Consider the following 15785-nt stretch of genomic DNA (forward strand, 5'->3'; position numbering starts at 1 on the left):
CCATCACTCCGCTGTCAGGGGAAGATCGCCCGGGTCCGCCGACCATTTTTCCGGCATGTCCGGGAATGCGACGCGCTCGATCGCCTGCTCCATGGTGAGACCCTGCGCCACCAGGTGTTCGATCGCAGCGAAGGTCCTGGGGCTCGATGAAAAGAGCGTCGCGCTATAGGGATCGAGCACGAGGCGGCCGACCGCCAATGTCTCGGGTCCCTTGATCATGATATCGGAATACTCAAAACCGTTGCGTTTCAGCGACCGCAGCAATGCATCGGTATAGTCATCCATCTCGAAGCGGTCATGCTTCTTGAAGTCGGCAATGGTTTCCGGCTTCTGCTGGAGAATGACGAACCAGTCGCTATTTTCGAGTGCCGCGATCGATCCTGGCGACTTATAATAGTCGTTCAAGGACTGGGTCGCCGTTACCAGCGACGCGCCATATTTGCGGCAGGTGCGCGCATAAGTCTCGATGAAGTCCGCCATCGCGCCGCCGCGCAGCATCTGCCAGGCCTCGTCCAGGAGCAAGGCCTTGGGGATCGATCGGTCAATCTTGCGCATCATCTGCTGGGAGAGGAACATGATCGCGGTGAGCACCACGCTGCGCAATTCCTCGCGCGCGGAAAGATCGGAAAGCTCGAAGACGGTGAGGTCCGCCGACAGTTCGAACGACACCTCGCCTTCGAAAAATTTGCCGAACGTACCGCGCGACGAGAAGGGCCGCATGGCGATGCCCAGCGCATTGGCAAGTTCGTTGCCGGTCCGGTCGAGCGCCGCGATCACATCATCGATGCACCCGGATCGCCCCTTTTCTTCCCAGACCTCATTCACCGCCCCGTCGATGAGGCCCCGCTCGGTATCGTTCAGCCGGTCGATATGGCGGGCCATCTGGTTCACAATGGCTTTCAGCATCGCCATGCAGTCGAGCTGATAATCCTCGTCGCGCGCGGCGAGATCGGCGTCGATCATGCTGAAGGGATTGAGGCAGAAGCCCGAGGACATGGTGAACTCGACAAAGGCGCCACCCTGGAGCTTGGCGCTGTGCTCGAACGAGCGACCGTCGTCGATCACCACCACCCGCGCGCCCGCGCCGCAGAGCGAGGCGCAGAGTTCCTGGAGGGCGACCGATTTGCCCGACCCCGATTTGCCGAACACCGCGACATTATGATTGCCCGCCGCATTCTCGAAGGGTGACCAAAAGAAGGGCTGGCCCCGCCGGCCGATCAACAGCAGATGCGGCGTCCGGCCGCCCAGATACTCGCCCTGGATCGGCGCCAGATTGGCGGCCGTAGTGGTCAGCATCGTGCGCATCCGCTTCATGCGCTCGAGATCCTTGGAAAGGCCGTTCGCCATCGTCATGGGCATGGCGCAGAGCAGGCCCATGACCTGGAGATAGCGATCGTCGAGCAGATCCCAGCCCGCCGCGCGATAGACGGATTTGAGGACCCGCTCATGGGTATCCCCCTTCCCCTTGGGCGAGAAGGCCGTAACCGAATAGAAGAGGCGCACGAGCTTGCGTCCCTGCTTCATCTCGTCATTCACATAGCGCCATTCCTGGCTCTGCTCCTTCAATTGCGGCAGGAAGCGCGCCGACTTGCTGTCGGCCAGGCTGGTCGTGCGCATGAATTTGAAGCCCGCCTTGCTGGACGCTGCCTCGACATCGGGAAAATCGATGCAGAGATTGGTGGCGACCGGACAGGGCATGCGCAGCTTGTCGGTGAACATGTCGCCGATCAGCCGCGCGACATCCCAAGGCGCCCAGCGCTGGGGCAAGTTGCGCACCGAAAAGGAGCGGACATCGAAGGTGTCGGGGTAAATCTCGCCGATCTCGGGGGTACCGTCGATCTCGCGGCCGGTGGGACGGAAGCGCTCGGTGCGCAGCAATATGCGATCCGCCTCAACCCGCATCTCGACATCGCGCCGGATCGCCTGGTCGGCGATGGGATCGAACGCATTATAGCTCACCGCGTCGTCGCCCGGCGCGGTGGTGGGCGAGGTGATGTCGTCGATCCACGCGATGAGCGCGGGCGGGTCCATTTTGCGGGCGGTGACGTTGATCGAGGCCAGCGCGGAAATGAGCCCGTCCATGACGCCGACAATCTCCTCGTTGGAGACGCGCGAACTTTCCGGCGTCGAATAGGAGATGGCGACACGGTGGTTTCGCAGGCCAAAGGGCGCGTCGGCCGAGAGCGAGGTCCAGACGCCCTGGGTCATATGCTCGACCCGGTGCTTGGCCATGCGCTCGTAAATCCCGTGCGCCCGGTAACGCGGCACATACCATTTGGAGAGCAGCTCGCCGACGCGCGGGCTCATCCATTGGTGAAATTGCAGGCAGCCGGGCGTCGGGATCGCTTCGGAGAGGAATTGCGCAAGGATCTCGCCGCTGCGCTCATCCGCGCCCACCATCGGCGCCACCTCCAGCACGAAGCCGCGCGAGGCGCTGTTGTAGAAGATGCCGCTCTTCGCGTCGTAGCTGCGGTAGGGCAACCAATGCGCCAGCATCGGGACGCCGAGATCCGGGCGGCCGCTGTCCGGGCGCTTGGTGTCGCCCAGCATCCCCGCCATCAGGCGCTCGAAAATATTGGGATCAGCCATCATTCATCCTCCGGGATGGCGGCAGGAAAGGCGGTTGCCCGCACGATGGGTTGGACGACCGGCTTAGGCGACGCGGGCACGGAAACTGCGGCGGCGCCTTTCGCCGGAACCAGCTTGCTCGGAAGCGCCGCTGGGGTAGATGAGGCCGCTTGCGGCGCGGAAGGTGTCGGAACCGACGGCGAACCGGCCCGCGCGGCGGTCCCAAGCCGACGCGCCACATCAGCCTTGATGGCCGCTACGGGATCCGCCTTCCGCGCCCGCGCCGCTTCGACGGCTGCCGGCGTCGGCAGATCGGGATCAACGGCGAGCGGTGGTTCGGTGGTAGTGACGGCCTCGGCCAGGCTCTGCATCTGCGGCGCGGCCGAAAACGCGTTGCGCGGCAGGACCGCTTCCTGAGGTTCGGGCGCGCTCTGCCATTCTCCCTGGGCGACCACGGCGCGGATGGCGCTCGCTTCATGGAGCCGACCGCCTTCATCGATGAAAGCCGGGAACACAATGCGCATCAACCGCTCGCGGCTGCGCGTGGCGTCGGCGCTGACCGCCATGCGCACCGGCTCAGCCGCCGCGACCTTGGTGGCCGCCGGACTCTTGCGCTGCTCCTCATAGGGCCCTGCTGGGGTCGGCGTGGCCGAGGGATCATCGGTGATCATGGCGAGCGCTCGATCATCGATGACCGCGCTCGGCGCACAAATGCCATCGGGCGCGGCGCAGGCGAAACTGCCCTTCACATTACCGCCAAGGCTCGCGCAGCCGGTTGAAAGAAGGCAAGCCAGGACGCTGCTGATCATCGCGGCCAGCGGCCTTGTCGTGACGGCCCCGCTCACGACCGTGCGTCCTTAAGCCAGGCTTCGAGAAATTCGCGCGGGCGATACCCTTCCAGCACCGCACCGTCGCTGCGGACGATGACCGGCGTGCCATTGAGGCCGTGTTTGTGAGCAAAAGCCTCATTGGCATCAAGCCCCGACGTGTCGCAGGTCGCGCCGCCCGCCAGCGGCTCTCCGGCATAGGCGGCGTGTACGGCCCGCTCCTTGTCCTTCGCGCAATAGACGCGGTCGGCAATGTCGCGGCTGCCCAGGACCGATATCGGCCGCTCGATCACCTTGACGTTCATCGAACGCAGGACATTGGACAGCGCGCGGCAATAGCTGCAGCGAAAATCGGTGAAGATGGTGAGGCTCTGGCCCTGCGGATTGCCCCAGATGATGGCGCCGTCCTTGCCGAGGCTTTCGAGTGAGAGCTTGGGCGATCGGCGTTCCGGTGTCGGCTTTTCCATCCGGCCACCCTTGGCGGCAGCGGCGAAGGCGGCCTTTTGCGCATCCTCGCCCGTCAGGTTCGCCGCCGCATTGGCCGAGGCTGCCGCGCCCACCAGCATGTCGGGGTTCATCTCCAGCAGCTTGGCTGCCGTCAGGTCCTGGCGGGTCTGCATGTCATAGACACGGCCGATGATGAGGTAGCGTGCGGCGGGATCGACATAGAAGAGATTGGCGCCGGCGGTGATTTCGCACAAGCCACTGACCTTCTGGCAATCGACTGCGCCAACCTGGGTCTTGGGGAGCCGGGCCTTCAGCGCCTCTCTGACCCCGCCCTCCGCGCCGCCAACATCGGCCGCGAGGCTGAGGCTCGCGAGGCCGACGCAACCGAAGGCTAACCCGATCGATGCAGGTCGATATGAGAGGAAGCGCCCAAGGCGCCGCAGCCTAGTTGCGAACATAAACACCCTCCAGGAAGACGATCTCGACATCGATGCCGGTCGGCATCTCGATCACCGGCTGATATTGCTCGGCCCGTTCGATCAGATATTTGGACACAATGTCGCCGGTTTGGGCGACGCCTTCGCCAAGCCCGCCTTCGAGGATGTCCCCGGTCGAGAGCTTGTCACGCTTGCCATTGGTCGAGATGTTGGTGCCCTGGAACACACTGTTCGCATTGGCCGAAAAGCCGCGGCCAAAGCCGCCCACCAGGCCCGCCATGAAGGCCTGGGTGACCAGCGATCCCTCGCGCGACACCACCCGGCCGCGCACGCCCGTCTTGCCGCCAAAGGCGATGAACCCCTTGACCTCGGACACCGCATAGCGGCCGCCCGGTTGCGGGCAGGTCATCTTCTGGAGCTTCACATAGACTTTCTCGCTCGAGAGATCGCCGCGCGCGGCACCATTGATGAGACAGCCTTCGATTTTGGTCGTGAGCAGCTTGCCATTGGCGAAGACCGAGCGAGCGGGACCGGTGATGCGCAGCACGACGGGCAACGGATCGGTCTGGCTGTTGACGCCCGCGCTTGCATCGACCCCGACAATCACCCGCGCGCGAGCGAAACTGTTGGGCGGGAGATAATTGGGGCTGTCGGTATAGACGGTATTGCCCTTGGCGACCTTGGACGCGATCCCACTATCGCTGCTGGTGAAACTCACCATCTTGACCTCATTGCCGCGGGGGAGCGCATCGGCGCGCACCGCACCTGCGTCGCCCGGTGCATCGGGCCGCTGATAGACTTGCGGGCCATTGGGGCCGTAGAGCGCGGAAGGGCCTGCCATCGCTGGCTGTGCCGTGCGCCGCTCGGAAATCTGGCGCTTCAATTGCTCATTTTCTGCCTGATAAGCGGTCAGCACCCGCTGCCCGTCGGCCTGCATCGACTGGTTCTGGGCTTTCAGCGCCTCGACCTGCGAGGCGAGCTGGTCCATCCGCCGCTGCTGGCCGCCCACGGCCTTCAGCTGATTTTCCTGGGCCTGGAACTGGTTTTCCGACATCGCCATCCACTCCTGCTGGGAGAGGTTGCGGTTCACCAGATCCTTGGTCGAGACATCGATTTCTTCGCCGCTTGTGGCTTTGGGATCCTCCTTTTTCTCGTCACCGCTGAAGATCCAGAAGGAGGAGGCGATGAGGCCGATGCCGGCTGCGCCGGCGAGAAGCAGTTGCTGCTTGCGGCGGACGGCCTCGTTGCCGGCGAGGTCAGCGCTGACAGGGGAGACGCCCTCGCCCGCCTCCTGATCGGCATCGAGCGTCCGGCGCTTGCGCGAAAAAAGATCAGCCAATGCCATCAGGGCCTCCCATTTTGCGATACGAGATAGGCGGTCGTGATCTTGCCGGGGCCGAGGCGCGGCTCGGCGATCGAGACGGCCAGCGTGCCCGACGGCGCAACCGTCGCTTCATTAAGCTCGATGGCCGCCGCCCCCTTATTCTCGATGCGCAGCACCTTGCCGGTCAAATCCGCGCCGCGATATTCCGCGATCATCTGCACCTTGAGCGTGCCCACATAGACAGGGCGGAGCGAACGCTGCCGCATCTCGTAGCCCGGCGCCGAGCCATTGGCGGCCATCGCCTGCATCAAGGCAACCGCCGCGTCCTGCGGTCCGATCTTGCCCTGCGGGCTATTCTCCTCCGCTCTCTCACGAGCGATGGCGGGATTGGTGACGAAGATCTGCGCGGCCTGATCGCCTGTGATCCGGCAGAGGAACTTGTAGACATAGCCGCGCTTGCTCGTTCCGAAGAAGGACAGCGCACCTTTCTGGAAACCGTCGGGCACCGAGAGATAGATGTCGCCGCGAACAGGCTCGTTCACCACCGAGAAATCCTCGGTCGGGTTGCCGGTCGAGATTTTCGACACGCTGGCAAACTCATCTTCAACCAGGCTGATGCGGGTCAGGTCCTTGGCTGATGCCTGGCAATCGACCTGCGCACTGTCGGCCGCCACGATATTCTGGTCGGCAAAGGCCGGTGCGCTGATGAGGAGCATCGCCAGCCCGAGCAGGAGCAGGCCGATCATCCGGCTTGCAAAACATTGGAGACGGGAGAGAAAGGCAAGGCCGCCCGCTGCGCTGCCGATGACATAAGCCGACATCATGACGCCCTCCCCTTCTCACGGTGGCCCTTCTCATCCTCCACCATGCCAAAGCCGATGAGCCTCAGGGTGAGGCCCGCATATTCCCAGCGGTAGCGGAAGGTGCGCAGCTGTTTGGAGACGACCTTGCTGCCGACGATGGTGTGGAGTTCGCCGGTCACCTCCGAGCTGAGCGCCTTCGTATCGATGGTCATCGACTGGATGGTGAAGAACTGCGATATCGACGACCCGCGCTGCTCCTCGACAATGCGCATAAGATCGGCCTTGAGTTTGCCCTGTGCCCGCGGCGAAGCGATGGCGAGCACGCTCTCCATCCAATATTCGAGATTTTGCGGATTGCGATCGAGGGTCAGCACCACGACATCACGCGTGATCATCTCCAGATAGTCCCGGCTGACGCCCGAACTGGAAATGGTGAGCGGCGAGCGCAGGACCGGCTGGAGCACGATCTCCCGACCGCGAAAAAGGGTCATGGTCAGCAGCAGCAGGCTGAATGCCCCGAGCGCCGCGACGGCCGCGAACAGCAGATTGCGTTGCCGCAGGATTCGCTGGTGGTGCGAATGTTGGTAGCTAAGGTCCATATCAGCCTGCCATCAGCCGGAGATAGGAAGGTGGTGTGGCTCTCAGGCCCGTAAAACCGGCCGGAAGATGCCAATAGGCCAGGTGCAAAAGCCATGATCCCGCCCGGCCAGCCTTTGCCTTTTTAAGTCCCCACCAACCCGCGCCCGCAAGCGCTACGCCAATGAAGATATGCTGGGTCAGGATACCCCACGTGAACGGTATGATCAGCGCGAGGAACTCATCCAGCGTCCAGAGCCCTATCAATTCAGGATCATCCAGATGAGCCGGGATCACATATTTGTCCTGTGCCATACACCACCCTCTTGTCGGTCCGGCGTGGCTGAAAGCCACTATGGACCACTTGAAGCTTCAGATCGTCGCGGTGACGGTGGAGGTGACGATGGGAACGCCGGTGCCCGCGCCCACGCCGACGCCCACGGGGATGGCGATCTGTCCCAGCGAGAAACGGCCCGATGCGAGACCCACGACCCCGCCGACCAGCGAGAGGATGGTGATGATCCGACCGCCCGAGCCTTCGAGAAACCCGGTGAAGGTGTTTTCCGCCGTATCGAAGGTCGTGTCGGCGCCGGCAAAGGCGGGGCCAACCATCAGCAGCAGGGCAAAGCCGAGAAAAGCGAGCGCGAGCACCGCCATCTCCAAGCGCCCGGCCTGTTTCAGAACAGACTGCATGAGATGTTCCTTATGTTCCGAGCGCGGCTGATCCGTGCTCCAGAGAAAGGCTGGGTGCGTTCCGGCTCTTCACCAAGAAGGAAGCGGCGAAAAAGTCCTCAAATCAGAAAATAAATGGACAATCCCGTGAGCCTCGACAGAAAATTGCGCGAAACTGTCCGCGCTCGCGGGCAACTGTCCGATCTCGCGGATTTCTGCCCGCGATTGCGGACAGTTGAATATTGCATTGAAGCTGATTCGGACAGTCTTCACGGATTTGCCGATTTGAAGATATCATCCATCTCAGGGCGTCATGATATCGAAACCGACCAGAACTTCACTTGCTCCGGCGGCAAAACAGGATGCTCGGGCTCGCTCCTTTGACTCGGTTCCCGCAATCGCATGAAAATTGATTGAATATCGAATTCGCCGGGCCGCATCTTGCACTGCGGCAAGTCAGTTGGTCCCTTGAATTCAAGGGCCAGCAGCTTTCCGTTTGGGCCAAGAACGATGGGTCGGGCAGCCCATTTCTTAGCCCAACTATGCGCAAATCCGGGGGAAAAGTAACGAGCGACCAACAGGGAGAAAGACATGGTATGGCAATCTGACGGTGATGACCCCAATCAATCCAGTTCCAGGTCCAATGACAGGCGCGCGGATGTGCAGGCGGGCTTTCTTGCCGTTATCCTCGAAGATATGGCGCACAAGCGCCTGAGTGTCCGCGATCTTTCCGGCGCGACAGGCATCGGCAAAAGTCGCCTGGGCGCTGTTCTGCACCGCAATGTGGCCAAGCGGCCGCCGATCACCGTGCCCGAGCTTGCAATGCTGCTCGACGCGCTCGACATCCATATCCTGCAGGCCTGGCTCAGGGGCGAAGCACTCATCCATATCGGATTATATGGCGATAGCCGGCTGAACCGGCTCTTGCCCCTGCTCGCGGAATTCTATCTCGATCTCCCCCGCAAGCTGCTCGACGCTCTGGCGCAGATCGAAGGCGCTGACGGCACGGAGCTGCGCCGTGGATGGTCGGAGCCCTTCTCCAACGCGGTTGCCAAGCGCATGGCGCATGAGATCACCCGCGTCGTTGAACGGCGCAATGCGCTCACCGATCTGCGCTTCTGATCCGTTCCTGAAATGTCGAAACTCGCACGATGCGGTATGGGCCTTGGTCCCACCCATCGCCGGGCATCGGCAGCGTTTCCATGCGCCGGTTCGGTACCGCGACACCGCTCAGCAGCGACCAATTGTGCAATATGGCGTCGACATAGAGCCGGGTTTCTCGGATGCGCGGGATCGTCGCGTTGCGAACCCGGCCAGGCCCGGCATTATAGGCGGCAAGCGCCAGATGGACCTGACCGAAACGATCGAGCTGTCGGCGCAGATAGCGCGCACCACCGCGCAAATTCTGGTCAGCCGCGTAGCGATCGACCCCCAATTCCGCTGCTGTGTCGGGCATGAGCTGGGTCAATCCATAGGCATTTTTGGACGAGAAAATATGATGGCGATAACGACTCTCCTGGATGATCATCGCGTCGAACAGGCCGACCGGGATGCCGAATTCGCAGGCAACCTGGCTCATCAGGCCATAATAGCCCTGCCGCCGGTTCTCCGCGTCCGCCTTGAGAAACCCTGTCGGGCGGTAGGCAATGGGCAGGCAAGCCGGTACCCAGCGCGCCGCCGCCGAAGGATAGAGCGGCGAGCGGGTCATCCACGACGGGATTGTCAGGGCACCCGTGGGCGTTTCGGTGTTCGCCGGGCCGCCGCGACCAAGGTCGTTCCAGCTATCAATGGGCACCGGCCCCCGCTCCGCAAAACTGTTCGCCATCTCGATTTCGACCGATCGACGATGAGGGCCACCTGCAAGCGCGACGTGCCCTTCACCAAGGCGTTCGACGACTGCGCCGGTCATCGCATTCGGTCCGTTTTCCCCATCTACAGATGGACTTCCGCCCATCGTGATCATCTGCACGATCCGCACATTCCTGGGAGGCGCAGCATCTGCGGCATCGGTCCCCACGAGCATCATTCCAGCAAACAGCAACGCCTTGTGCATACCATCCTCCTGACTGTTGAAGCCCAAGTGGAGATCAGCGCCATGGCGGCTGTCAATTCGGAGCATCCGGACACCCCTCCCCTCGGTGCCGCTCGGCGAGGCCCTCATGTGGTTAATTGATCGCAATAGCGACGGCCTCCAGACACGGCGCATAGCCCTCCCTCCCCCTGTCCGCATGGCGCTCGTCCGCTGGTATGAAGGCGTGGGTGATCATCATGATGAGGAGGCGGGCATTCTCCTCGTCCAGCAGGCGCGCATTGGCGAGAAGTGGATTGCCTGTGATTGCCTGGAGGAGGGTCAGCCGCCGCCCATCCTGACGCCGGCCTATTTGAGCGAAGCGGAAACCTATTATCTGCGGCGGCTCACCAGTGCGAAGCGGCCCGAACATCGGACCGACTGCCCCTTCTTCCGCGACCAGGCGACGAACCGCATTACCGAGGTGCGAAGCCCTCTCAACCCGGCTGATCCGCCCGCAGGCTTTTTCGAGGTCTTGCGCCCCGCCCCTCAAAATCTCGCCCAAAAGCCGGAAGAGGATTTGACCGATGACCGTACGCGAAACGCGTCGATCCCCCGTCTCGCGCGCTTACTCTGGCGACTGATCGACGCTGCGGGCCTCAACCATTGCCAGCCTATCAGTCACCAACACCGTCCCATGTCGATCGGGGACGAGTTCAAAGCCTTGGGACAGGCCGCCGCCAAGATCGAGATCGCGCCTGGCGTGGAACTGGCGAGCGCGTTCTGGACCCATGCCGGGCCGCTTCACAGCAAACAGGTCTATGCCTCGCTGCGCAGGCTCTCCGAGCGATGGCCGCACGGCCATGCGCCCCAGGCTTTCCTCACCCTGTTCGCCCCTGCCTTCCAAGGCAGCAGTATCGATGTGCCCGGCTGCGATCCGGTGCTGATTGCCAATCGCGTGCAGTCGCCATCGGTGCGGACCAATGTCATCAAAGGCCCCTATCTCGCCCTGGTCGTTATCGGGCAATATCCAGAGTCCCGCGGCTTCGCGCCACTGCGCGCCTATGCACAGCCCATCTACTCAGGACGCCGCTTTGTTCCAGTAGATAGCGAGTTCGAACGACTGGTCCTGCGACAGCTTTTGGAAGCCCAGCAGCATCTCAATCGCATGAATATTGATCTCTCGATCGAAAAGCCGGTCTTCGATCGACTAACCGACTTCGGACCATGCAGGCCCGATTTCATGATCGAGGCTCGTTCGCGGGAGTCCGGCGAAGTACGGCAATTGATCATCGAGGCGATGGGTTTTCACGACGATGTCTACCTCGCGGCGAAGGCCGTCACCTTGCCACGCATGCAACAGATCGCGCCTGTCTTGCCAGTCACACCGAAGGACGCGGAGCGCCGACGAATAGGGCCAATGTTGATCGACATGATCCTGTCATGACTTTAATCTGATTCACCATATTTTTTACAGGACAGACGCAACTGGAACCATGGCAGACGCCAAGTCGTTCACTCATCTCGTCTTGATCGATGCAATTGGAGATTTACATTTTTCTGGATTGCGCGCATGAGGCGCAGAACATCCCTCGAAGACGGGTCCGCGAGCATGGCCGACAACAATTCTTCCGATATCACTACCCTCACTGTTCAGTTGGTGAGCGCATTCGTCTCCAACAATACGGTACCGAGTGCCGACCTTGCCGGCCTGATCCAGTCGACGCGCGCCGCGCTCGTCAATGAACTCAATCCGGCCCCGGCAGAATCCGAAGCGCCGACTTACACGCCGGCTGTCTCGGTACGTAAGAGCCTGTCTTCGCCCGATCACATTCTGAGCCTGATTGACGGCAAGCCGTATAAGACTTTGAAGCGCCACCTCGCCTCGCATGGCCTCACCCCGGAGGAATATCGCGCCCGCTATAATCTGGCCAAAAGCTATCCGCTGGTCGCCAGCAGCTACTCGGACGCGCGCCGCGCCGTTGCCTCGAAGATCGGCCTTGGCCGCAAGTCCGTTACTCCGGCTGCCCCCGCCGCCGAAGTGAAGCCGGCCGCTGCCGCCCCGAGCGCACCCGCTCCGGCAAAGTCGAAAGCCCCGGTCAAGGCAGCGCCCAAGCCCGCTCCCGCCAAGAAGGCCGTGAATGGTGATGCCAAGGCGAAGCCTGCTGCTCTTTCGGCCGCGGCAACGGCCGCGCCGAAGAGTTCCACCCCGGTGAAATCAGCGCCTGCCGCAGAGGCCAAGGCCCCACCGGCAAAGGCTGATGCGCGCAAGCGCCTGTCGATCGCCGCACCCAAGGATGAAAAGCCCGCTGCAAAGACTGAAGCTGCCGCCAAGCCGGAAGTGAAGACTGTTGCCGCTCCCAAGGCGAAAGCCGCGCCCAAGGCCAAGCCGGCTGCTGCGCCTAAGGCGGCCAAACCTGCGGATGCCCCGAAAAAGGCCGCCAAGACAGCCGCCCCGGCGTTGAATGGGGATGCGAAGGCCAAGGCGGAGGTGCCCCCGGCCAACGGCTGATCGCCGGACGCCAAATAGACCTGCAATTTTGAAGGCAGCCCCGCATTGTCGGGGCTGTTCTTTCATCAGCAGTCAATCGATGTCGGACAGCCGCAAAAATCTCCGGCGTTTACGCCCAGCATAATTCTCATCTTTAGTGGCCTTCGAAGTAACGCTCGATGTCCAGGCGACCATTGAGAACATTCACGATTTCCACACGCTCCTCGCCGTAACGAAAGAAAATGACATACCCCTGATGCGGAAGAGACCGGATGTCGGACCGCAATTCAGGGCGATGGGTTCCAAGCGTACCGGGCAGATCGGCAAGATTGTCGCATCGGGCCACGAGTTTTTCGACAAAGGCTTGAGCGACCGCCAGATCCCCGCTTTCAGCCGCGATACGACGCAGGACGTCAGCCAGATCGTTTCTGGCTGACGTCAGATAGACGAGGCGACGCACTCAGTTTTTTGCTGCGGTTCAATTCTTCCGACACACGCGTCAGATGACTCCGCACATCGTCAGCGTCATGTTCGCCACGCGCGGCGATCGAAGCGTTCAGCGTGTCTCGCAGCGATATTAGCTTGACCTCCCGTTCCTCGACCAGGCGAAGGCCTTCGCGCACAACCTCACTTGCCGAACCGTAACGGCCGGATTTAACCACGGTTTCCACAAAGCCTTCCCAGCGTTCGCCAACAGAAACGTTCACCCGACCCTCCATTCATGTCCCTCAGCGGCATAGCATGATAACATAAGATGCGCAATTTTTGACATAGCGGCCTGCCGCACCACTACAAGTGATTGGAGGGCAGACAGATTCGAAAGGCGCGGTTCGAACTGGCATTCGGGTCGACGGCCGTCGACTCTGAGGACGGTGGTCGGGATCACGTTGGCTCTATCTATGCGGATCCCGAACCGTCGCGATCCACTGCGCCAAAGTGCAGGCAGCTATCGCTGTTAGCCCAATGCGGAGACCTAAACTTTCACAAAAAAGCCCTTTTGGTTTGAAATGTTATTCCGACGAAAAGATGCACCGAACATGATGGCTCGCTCAGGTTTCGGCAAGCCGCCCCTTTCTCAACCCAGCCGGCAAAGCGGCGGACTTACGCGATTTGCCTTTCTGCAGCTCCAACCATTTCTCGGCATAAGTGTCGCGCTGGCGGACGTGCGCGACCCATTCATTGACGAGCCTAGACATGCCGCCAATCATGGCGCCGGGTTCCAGGAATATCATATCCTCGCCGAGTTTTTCATGGAGTTCGCGCATGAAAGAAATGACGATACTCATCCCTTTATTGTCAGCGCAGAGCAGAGCAAACTCCGGCGACCCGATCTGGAGAACCGACCACAGTGCATCGGCATCGCTATTCGTTGCCTCGGCAAATCGGCAGACCCGCTCATAGCTTATCCGCCCCTTGCCAGATTCCAGATGCTCGTAGGACCGCACAGGGAGACCCATGACCTTCGCGACCTCGGATGGCTTCAGACGGCGCTCCGTGCGGATCATGCGCATGGCCTTCGCGATCAGCTCCACGTCGAGCGTCTCTTCGGTCGATTTTTCCCTCATCTCCACATCTTTCCCATGCATTCCGGCTGGCCCGGCGCTGACAGGGAGCAACGCCAGTTGCACAAGAAAACCAGAAAATCAGGCACAAATAAACCGTTGATTTTAAATGGATCGGCTAAATGCCGAATCCGCGCCATTTTTTGGCGTGATATGCGCAAATAGCTGCGGGAAATCGGCAGACAACTGCGGGCTTTGACCCCAATATCCGAAACGTGCTCCATTTAACCCCATATGGATCAAATTGTCCTCGCCAGCGGCTTGCATGACCGCAACTTCCATGATTCCGAATTGGAAGGGACGCAGAATGTTCATGGGCACCTCAGAAGACAGGGCGTATCTACAAGCCTATAAAGCCATCCGTCAGGCACTACGCGAGCGCTATTGGCCCGAAGGCCAACATGTCTCGGTCGCCAGGTGCGCAGAAAGCTGCAAATTCAGCCCAACGCCGGTTCGTGAAGCCATGGCCCGCCTCGCGGGCGAAGGCCTGCTCGATGAGCGGCGCGGCCTTGGCTATTTCGTACCCCGGCTTGGCCCGGTGGAGTTGAGCGAGCTCTACACTGTCGCGCAGAGCACGGCGGTTTCGCTGCTGAGTGAACCGGTCGTTCTGTCCGCTAACGTCGCGGGCAATGGCGCTGAGGAAACACTGTTCGACAGCGGGACCATATTGGTGACGCTCGCTGGCCAGACCGCGAATTCACTGCTCTGCCTGATCGCCGCCAATCTCGATGCAAGGCTGGCGCCCGTGCAACCCGCCGAAGCGACAATGTTCAACCCGACAGCTGAGTCCGCTGAGTTTCTCGCCCTTATTGCCGCGGGCGATCGGCGACTCCTCCAGCGCTTTACCAACGCCTATTACAGCCGCCGTCGCAAAGCCGCCCTTGAAATCGCGCGGCGACACGATTCCCTCGCACGATCGGCTACACAATGAAAATAGTCTCAATATCATTTGAATAGCTTCGGGCCGGGGCGCCTCATGAACATGCCGATGTTCGGCAAATCCAATGAAGGAGGTTCGTGATGACCAAAGTGAAGACCATTCGCTTGCGGCGCCTCGGCAGCGTCTCCCGCGACACCAAGGCGATCGTTCAGACCGGCGAACAGGAAGAATTTCTGCCCGTCCTGTCCTACGCCTGACCCCACCGGGAGCGGCCTTCTTTTGTGGAGGCCGCTCCTCCCTTTCATGAAATAGCTCGGCGCACTGTGACCTTCGCGGCTCACCGCCGGGACGATGACCTTCATACCCCCAAGGAGGTTTGTAATGACCAAGCCACTGACCCTGCGCCTTCGGCGCCTAGGCAGCGTTTCGCGCGATACCCGTGCGATCACGCAGATGGGCGAGAGCGAAGACTTCATGCCTGTCCTCTGCTGGCCCTGACCTTCAACGGGAGCGGCTCCAAATCTGACGCCGCTCCCCATTTTCCTGGGCTGCTTTCCATGCCACTCACCACTGCACCCCATGTTCGTGCCGCCGATGTCGGCAAAGACCTCATCCTCCTCGACCTTTCCGACGACAGCTATCTGTGTCTGCAGGGCGCTGATGGCGAGGATGTCATTCTCGCCCTTCGCGGTGATGACCATGATCCCGGCAATCCCGTCATCCGTGAAGTGATCGATGCAGGGCTGCTCCGCGCAGTGGACAACCATGTCCCGACCATACTCGATCCGACATGGCCGGTCGATGGCATGCCGCCGCGCGGCAACGCCCTTGCCAGCCTGACCCTCATTCCCGCTGTGATCCTGGGCCTCGTCCACTATGGGCTTCGCCGCAAGGCGCTGCTGCGCCGCCCGATCCGTACCGCTGCGAAAGTGAGGCTGGATGATGCAGGGGTCATACGTCTCGTTCAGCGTTTCAGGCAGTTGCGGATTCTGCTGCCGCGCAGTGGTCGCTGTTTTGTTCAGTCCTGGCTCCTGCTCCGCCTGCTGCGCAAGCGCGGCGTAGCGGCAGAATGGATTTTTGGCGTTCGCACCTATCCCTTCGAAGCCCATTGCTGGGTCGAATGGCAGGGGCGTGTTCTCAATGACTGGGCCGATCATGTCCGCTGGTACGACCCCATTGCCCGCTTCTGA

Annotated in this window: 19 protein-coding genes; 5 read left to right on the forward strand and 14 right to left on the reverse strand. The window is 61.4% G+C overall.

The features are described 5' to 3' along the window. Nucleotides 1-3 precede the first annotated feature (3 nt). The 9 genes from traC to YP76_RS28980 form a co-directional block, all read right to left on the reverse strand. Nucleotides 4-2589: a type IV secretion system protein TraC gene (gene traC / locus YP76_RS25855; protein ID WP_046766244.1), complete on the reverse strand. Its 2586-nt coding sequence runs from the start codon at nucleotides 2587-2589 to the stop codon at nucleotides 4-6. Beyond that, a complete protein-coding gene (locus YP76_RS25860) occupies nucleotides 2589-3413 on the reverse strand; it encodes a hypothetical protein (protein ID WP_061938797.1) in 825 nt (274 codons plus the stop codon). The genes traC and YP76_RS25860 overlap by 1 nt, the downstream gene beginning before the upstream one ends. Next, the gene (locus YP76_RS25865; RefSeq protein ID WP_046766246.1) at nucleotides 3410-4300 is read right to left on the reverse strand and encodes a DsbC family protein; all 891 of its coding nucleotides are present in this window, start codon (nucleotides 4298-4300) and stop codon (nucleotides 3410-3412) included. Before YP76_RS25865 ends, YP76_RS25860 begins: the two co-directional genes overlap by 4 nt. Continuing rightward, nucleotides 4287-5624 carry a TraB/VirB10 family protein gene (locus tag YP76_RS25870; protein ID WP_046766247.1) on the reverse strand — a complete coding sequence of 446 codons (1338 nt, stop codon included), beginning with the start codon at nucleotides 5622-5624 and terminating at the stop codon, nucleotides 4287-4289. The genes YP76_RS25865 and YP76_RS25870 overlap by 14 nt, the downstream gene beginning before the upstream one ends. Next, on the reverse strand, nucleotides 5624-6427 hold the full coding sequence (locus tag YP76_RS25875; protein WP_046766248.1) for a type-F conjugative transfer system secretin TraK: 804 nt from the start codon (nucleotides 6425-6427) through the stop codon (nucleotides 5624-5626). The genes YP76_RS25870 and YP76_RS25875 overlap by 1 nt, the downstream gene beginning before the upstream one ends. Next, nucleotides 6424-7005, reverse strand: coding sequence for a type IV conjugative transfer system protein TraE (locus YP76_RS25880; protein WP_046766249.1), 582 nt, complete (start codon nucleotides 7003-7005; stop codon nucleotides 6424-6426). Before YP76_RS25880 ends, YP76_RS25875 begins: the two co-directional genes overlap by 4 nt. A 1-nt stretch (nucleotide 7006) precedes the next feature. After that, nucleotides 7007-7297, reverse strand: coding sequence for a type IV conjugative transfer system protein TraL (gene traL, locus YP76_RS25885; protein WP_046766250.1), 291 nt, complete (start codon nucleotides 7295-7297; stop codon nucleotides 7007-7009). A 57-nt stretch (nucleotides 7298-7354) separates the two neighbouring features. Continuing rightward, a complete protein-coding gene (locus tag YP76_RS25890) occupies nucleotides 7355-7675 on the reverse strand; it encodes a hypothetical protein (protein ID WP_046766251.1) in 321 nt (106 codons plus the stop codon). A 290-nt stretch (nucleotides 7676-7965) separates the two neighbouring features. Further along, entirely contained in the window at nucleotides 7966-8247 is a 282-nt protein-coding gene (locus YP76_RS28980; protein ID WP_232307735.1) for a hypothetical protein, read from the reverse strand. Between YP76_RS28980 and YP76_RS25895 the strand changes: the two genes are divergently transcribed. Next, nucleotides 8246-8776 (forward strand): hypothetical protein, encoded by a 531-nt coding sequence (locus YP76_RS25895; protein WP_052757584.1) that lies wholly within the window; start codon nucleotides 8246-8248, stop codon nucleotides 8774-8776. The genes YP76_RS28980 and YP76_RS25895 overlap by 2 nt on opposite strands. On the opposite strand, the gene YP76_RS27465 is transcribed toward YP76_RS25895, so the two are convergent. Then, on the reverse strand, nucleotides 8757-9773 hold the full coding sequence (locus tag YP76_RS27465) for a lytic transglycosylase domain-containing protein (protein ID WP_052757585.1): 1017 nt from the start codon (nucleotides 9771-9773) through the stop codon (nucleotides 8757-8759). The genes YP76_RS25895 and YP76_RS27465 overlap by 20 nt on opposite strands. 40 nt (nucleotides 9774-9813) lie before the next feature. Here YP76_RS27465 and YP76_RS25905 point away from each other — a divergent pair, with 40 nt between their 5' ends. Beyond that, the gene (locus YP76_RS25905; RefSeq protein ID WP_046766252.1) at nucleotides 9814-11109 is read left to right on the forward strand and encodes a hypothetical protein; all 1296 of its coding nucleotides are present in this window, start codon (nucleotides 9814-9816) and stop codon (nucleotides 11107-11109) included. A 165-nt stretch (nucleotides 11110-11274) separates the two neighbouring features. Next, nucleotides 11275-12174, forward strand: a complete 900-nt coding sequence (locus tag YP76_RS25910; RefSeq protein ID WP_046766253.1) for a MucR family transcriptional regulator — start codon at nucleotides 11275-11277, stop codon at nucleotides 12172-12174. 133 nt (nucleotides 12175-12307) lie between these two features. Here the strand turns inward: YP76_RS25910 and YP76_RS27470 are convergent, their stop codons facing one another. The 4 genes from YP76_RS27470 to YP76_RS28060 all read right to left on the reverse strand — a co-directional run bounded on the left by YP76_RS27470 (nucleotide 12308) and on the right by YP76_RS28060 (nucleotide 14030). Then, nucleotides 12308-12613: a type II toxin-antitoxin system RelE/ParE family toxin gene (locus YP76_RS27470; RefSeq protein WP_076605793.1), complete on the reverse strand. Its 306-nt coding sequence runs from the start codon at nucleotides 12611-12613 to the stop codon at nucleotides 12308-12310. After that, nucleotides 12567-12860 carry a type II toxin-antitoxin system ParD family antitoxin gene (locus YP76_RS27475; protein ID WP_076605794.1) on the reverse strand — a complete coding sequence of 98 codons (294 nt, stop codon included), beginning with the start codon at nucleotides 12858-12860 and terminating at the stop codon, nucleotides 12567-12569. The genes YP76_RS27470 and YP76_RS27475 overlap by 47 nt, the downstream gene beginning before the upstream one ends. A 342-nt stretch (nucleotides 12861-13202) precedes the next feature. Then, complete coding sequence (locus YP76_RS25920) at nucleotides 13203-13739, reverse strand: helix-turn-helix domain-containing protein (RefSeq protein WP_082718746.1); 537 nt, start codon at nucleotides 13737-13739, stop codon at nucleotides 13203-13205. A gap of 81 nt (nucleotides 13740-13820) precedes the next feature. Further along, complete coding sequence (locus tag YP76_RS28060; protein WP_046766255.1) at nucleotides 13821-14030, reverse strand: hypothetical protein; 210 nt, start codon at nucleotides 14028-14030, stop codon at nucleotides 13821-13823. On the opposite strand from YP76_RS28060, the gene YP76_RS25930 reads away from it, so the two are divergent. Both YP76_RS25930 and YP76_RS25935 read left to right on the forward strand, forming a co-directional pair. Continuing rightward, nucleotides 14029-14646: a GntR family transcriptional regulator gene (locus YP76_RS25930; protein WP_169576699.1), complete on the forward strand. Its 618-nt coding sequence runs from the start codon at nucleotides 14029-14031 to the stop codon at nucleotides 14644-14646. The genes YP76_RS28060 and YP76_RS25930 overlap by 2 nt on opposite strands. A gap of 506 nt (nucleotides 14647-15152) precedes the next feature. After that, nucleotides 15153-15785 (forward strand): lasso peptide biosynthesis B2 protein, encoded by a 633-nt coding sequence (locus YP76_RS25935; protein ID WP_046766257.1) that lies wholly within the window; start codon nucleotides 15153-15155, stop codon nucleotides 15783-15785.

Source organism: Sphingobium chungbukense, assembly GCF_001005725.1.
Taxonomy (GTDB): Bacteria; Pseudomonadota; Alphaproteobacteria; order Sphingomonadales; family Sphingomonadaceae; genus Sphingobium; species Sphingobium chungbukense.

Bases quoted from the DNA above. Each gene is read 5' to 3' on its own strand.
- YP76_RS28980 (WP_232307735.1), bottom strand. From the start codon at position 8,247: ATGTCTTTCTCCCTGTTGGTCGCTCGTTACTTTTCCCCCGGATTTGCG.
- YP76_RS25920 (WP_082718746.1), bottom strand. From the start codon at position 13,739: ATGCATGGGAAAGATGTGGAGATGAGGGAAAAATCGACCGAAGAGACG.
- traC (WP_046766244.1), bottom strand. From the start codon at position 2,589: ATGGCTGATCCCAATATTTTCGAGCGCCTGATGGCGGGGATGCTGGGC.
- YP76_RS25895 (WP_052757584.1), top strand. From the start codon at position 8,246: ATGGTATGGCAATCTGACGGTGATGACCCCAATCAATCCAGTTCCAGG.
- YP76_RS25905 (WP_046766252.1), top strand. From the start codon at position 9,814: ATGTGGTTAATTGATCGCAATAGCGACGGCCTCCAGACACGGCGCATA.
- YP76_RS27465 (WP_052757585.1), bottom strand. From the start codon at position 9,773: ATGCTCCGAATTGACAGCCGCCATGGCGCTGATCTCCACTTGGGCTTC.
- YP76_RS25930 (WP_169576699.1), top strand. From the start codon at position 14,029: ATGGGCACCTCAGAAGACAGGGCGTATCTACAAGCCTATAAAGCCATC.
- YP76_RS25890 (WP_046766251.1), bottom strand. From the start codon at position 7,675: ATGCAGTCTGTTCTGAAACAGGCCGGGCGCTTGGAGATGGCGGTGCTC.
- YP76_RS28060 (WP_046766255.1), bottom strand. From the start codon at position 14,030: ATGAACATTCTGCGTCCCTTCCAATTCGGAATCATGGAAGTTGCGGTC.
- YP76_RS25870 (WP_046766247.1), bottom strand. From the start codon at position 5,624: ATGGCATTGGCTGATCTTTTTTCGCGCAAGCGCCGGACGCTCGATGCC.
- traL (WP_046766250.1), bottom strand. From the start codon at position 7,297: ATGGCACAGGACAAATATGTGATCCCGGCTCATCTGGATGATCCTGAA.
- YP76_RS25875 (WP_046766248.1), bottom strand. From the start codon at position 6,427: ATGATGTCGGCTTATGTCATCGGCAGCGCAGCGGGCGGCCTTGCCTTT.
- YP76_RS25865 (WP_046766246.1), bottom strand. From the start codon at position 4,300: ATGTTCGCAACTAGGCTGCGGCGCCTTGGGCGCTTCCTCTCATATCGA.
- YP76_RS25935 (WP_046766257.1), top strand. From the start codon at position 15,153: ATGCCACTCACCACTGCACCCCATGTTCGTGCCGCCGATGTCGGCAAA.
- YP76_RS25880 (WP_046766249.1), bottom strand. From the start codon at position 7,005: ATGGACCTTAGCTACCAACATTCGCACCACCAGCGAATCCTGCGGCAA.
- YP76_RS25910 (WP_046766253.1), top strand. From the start codon at position 11,275: ATGGCCGACAACAATTCTTCCGATATCACTACCCTCACTGTTCAGTTG.